We start from the raw sequence: 3088 nt of genomic DNA, 5'->3' as shown, positions 1-3088 counted from the left end.
ACCGCCGACCCCGTCATCGGATTGAGCTGCACCCACCCGGCCAGCGCCGCATGCTTGAACAGCGCCGAGATCGACCGCCTGAACCTCGCCTGAGACGCCGGCGACTGCCCACCCTGCTTCTCACCCTGCCCCCGCGAGCCCGCAGCGCGCCTGCCGTCGGGCCGGCGCGCGAACGCCAGCAGAATCGCATCGACGTCCGCGCCCGTCAGATCGTCCAGGACCGTCGACTCGCCCGCCAGCTCCACCAGCGTCGCCACGTCCCGCGCGTAAACCTCCGCCGTCGACGGCGACAACGCCCCCGTCACCGTCCTCGCCCGCACCAACTCCACATAACGGTCAGCCGCCTCCGCCACCGTCACCCGGTCGAGCTCCGCAGGCCGCACCGGCCACCACCCTCTCGCTGGACACCACACGATTCCAGCAAGACCGTAGCGGCCGGCACCGACACAAACGCTAGATGTCGCGGAACGTCTCGATCCGCGCCCCCAGCGCGTTCAGCCGCTCCGCCAGATCCTCATAACCCCGGTTGATCACATACACGTTCCGCAGCACCGACGTGCCCTCCGCCGCCATCATCGCCAGCAGCACCACCACCGCCGGCCGCAACGCCGGCGGGCACATCATCTCCGCACTACGCCACCGCGTCGGACCCTCCACCAGCACCCGATGCGGATCCAGCAACTTCACCGACGCACCCAGCCGCGTCAGCTCCGTCAGATAGATCGCCCGGTTGTCGTACACCCAGTCATGGATCAACGTCGAACCTTGCGCCGACGCCGCGATCGCCGCGAAGAACGGCACATTGTCGATGTTCAGCCCCGGGAACGGCATCGGATGAATCTTGTCGATGGGGGAGACCAGCTTCGACGGCCGCACCGTCAGATCCACCAGCCGCGTCCGCCCGTTGGCCGCGGCGTACTCCCGCCCACGGTCACAATCGAGCCCCATCTCCTCCAGCACCGCCAGCTCGATCTCCAGGAACTCCACCGGCACCCGGCAGATCGTCAGCTCCGACGACGTCACCACCGCCGCCGCCAGCAGGCTCATCGCCTCCACCGGATCCTCAGAAGGGGAGTAATCGACGTCCCGATCGATCGAAGCCAGCCCGTGCACCGTCAACGTCGTCGTCCCCACCCCCTCCACCCGCACCCCGAGCTGCTCCAGGAAGAAACACAGATCCTGCACCATGTAATTCGACGAGGCGTTACGGATCACCGTCACCCCGTCATGCCGCGCCGCCGCCAGCAGCGCGTTCTCCGTCACCGTGTCACCCCGCTCCGTCAGCACGATCGGCCGCGACGGCGACACCCCCCGATCCACCCGCGCGTGATAGAACCCGCCCGTCGCTGTGATGTCCAGCCCGAACGGCCGCAACGCCGACATGTGCGGCTGCACCGTGCGCGTCCCCAGGTCACACCCACCCGCGTACGGAATCTGGAACTGCTCCGTCCGGTGCATCAACGGCCCCAGGAACATGATCACACTCCTGGTACGCCGAGCAGCCTCCGTGTCCATCGCCTCCAGTTCCAACCGCGCCGGAGGAACGATCTCCAGATCACTGCCCTCATTGATCCACCGCGCCCGCACCCCGATCGACGCGAGCACCTCCAGAATCCGGTAGACCTCCTCGATCCGCGCCACCTTACGCAGGATCGTCCGCCCCGAGTTCAGCAAAGACGCGCACAACAACGCCACACACGCGTTCTTCGACGTCTTCACATCGATCGAACCCGACAGCCGGCGACCCCCCACCACCCGCAGATGCATCGGCCCCGCATAACCCAGGGACACGATCTCACTGTCGAGCGCCTCGCCGATCCGGGCGATCATCTCAAGACTGATGTTCTGATTGCCGCGCTCGATCCGGTTGACCGCACTCTGACTCGTCGCCAGCGCATCCGCCAACTGCAGCTGCGTCCAACCACGATGCTGACGCGCATCCCGGATCAACCGACCGATCCGCACAAGGTAATCATCTGCCACAACACGAGACCATATCTCACATATGAGATGCCTCGGCCTCCGACACCACCGACGCGCCGGACAACCCCCGATGCACCGCCAAATGCTCCGGCGTCGCCTCAGCCTTCACCTTGTGCACGAACGCCCGCCGAGCCGCCCGGAACCCATTCTGATCATCGAACATGTCCCGGCTCATCTCCGCCAGCTCCTCAGCCCGGAACGCATCCAACGGCTTACGCCGCTCATCAGCCTCCCGCGCCGCCCGACGCCCCGCCAGCAACCGATCGTAACCCGGATCCACCGCCAGCCGCTCCGCGTACTCCAGCACCCTACGCTCGAAATCCAACCGCGACCCCACCAGCATCTTGTCCGCCAGCCCCAGCTCCACCGCCTCAGCCGCCCCGATCGGCAACGCCTCCTGCGTCAACCGCAACGCCTGCTCAGCCCCCACCCGACGCGGCAGCACATACGTCCAGAACTCACTCCCGAACAACCCCATCGTCCGGTAATGCGGATTCAACACCACCCCATCACGCACGATCACCCGATCCGCACCCAGCCCCATCATCACCCCACCGGCACCGGCATTACCGCCCAGCGACGTCACCACCAACTGCCCCGTACACCCCACGATCTCCCGGCACACCGCATTGATGGCGTTGATGTTCATCCACGCCTCCAACTCCGGATGCCGCGCCGCCTCGATCACATTCAGATGAATGCCGTTGGAGAACACCTCCCCACCACGCACCACCAGCACCCGCGTATCCTGCGCCGCCGCATACCGCAACGCCGCCGCCAACCGCCGGCACTGCTCCGTCGACATCGCCCCGTTGTAGAAGTCGAAACTCACCACCCCCACACCATCACTACGGTCATACGTGATCTCGCTGTACCCCGACCGCTCCGGCGCCGCCGCCACCAGCTCACCCAACGCCATCGCCGCCGGCAACTTCACCGCCCCCTCACGCTCCAACCGCACATGCCCCACCCACACCGAACCATCACCCGTACGCACCAGCACGGCCCCCTCACGCCGCGCCACCACCTCACCCGGCACCTCACCCGGCACCTCCGGACCCCGATACACGTCGAACACCCGCACCGGAAGATCACACAACTGCGC

General features: G+C 66.6%; 2 protein-coding genes and 1 pseudogene. All 3 read right to left on the bottom strand.

Annotated features, from left to right (window positions below; all coding sequences use genetic code 11):
* A pseudogene (locus tag E1295_RS47770) lies at positions 1-383 on the bottom strand (tyrosine-type recombinase/integrase); the annotation flags it as partial.
* A gap of 70 nt (positions 384-453) precedes the next feature.
* On the bottom strand, positions 454-1983 hold the full coding sequence (locus E1295_RS47765; RefSeq protein WP_132641983.1) for a helix-turn-helix domain-containing protein: 1530 nt from the start codon (positions 1981-1983) through the stop codon (positions 454-456).
* 16 nt (positions 1984-1999) lie between these two features.
* Positions 2000-3088 (bottom strand): enoyl-CoA hydratase-related protein (locus E1295_RS47760; protein WP_246081253.1); only part of this gene is annotated, 1089 nt, incomplete at its 5' end.

The organism is Nonomuraea mesophila, assembly GCF_004352805.1.
GTDB classification, from domain to species: domain Bacteria; phylum Actinomycetota; class Actinomycetes; order Streptosporangiales; family Streptosporangiaceae; genus Nonomuraea; species Nonomuraea longispora.
This window is presented reverse-complemented; position numbering and strand designations above follow the sequence as displayed.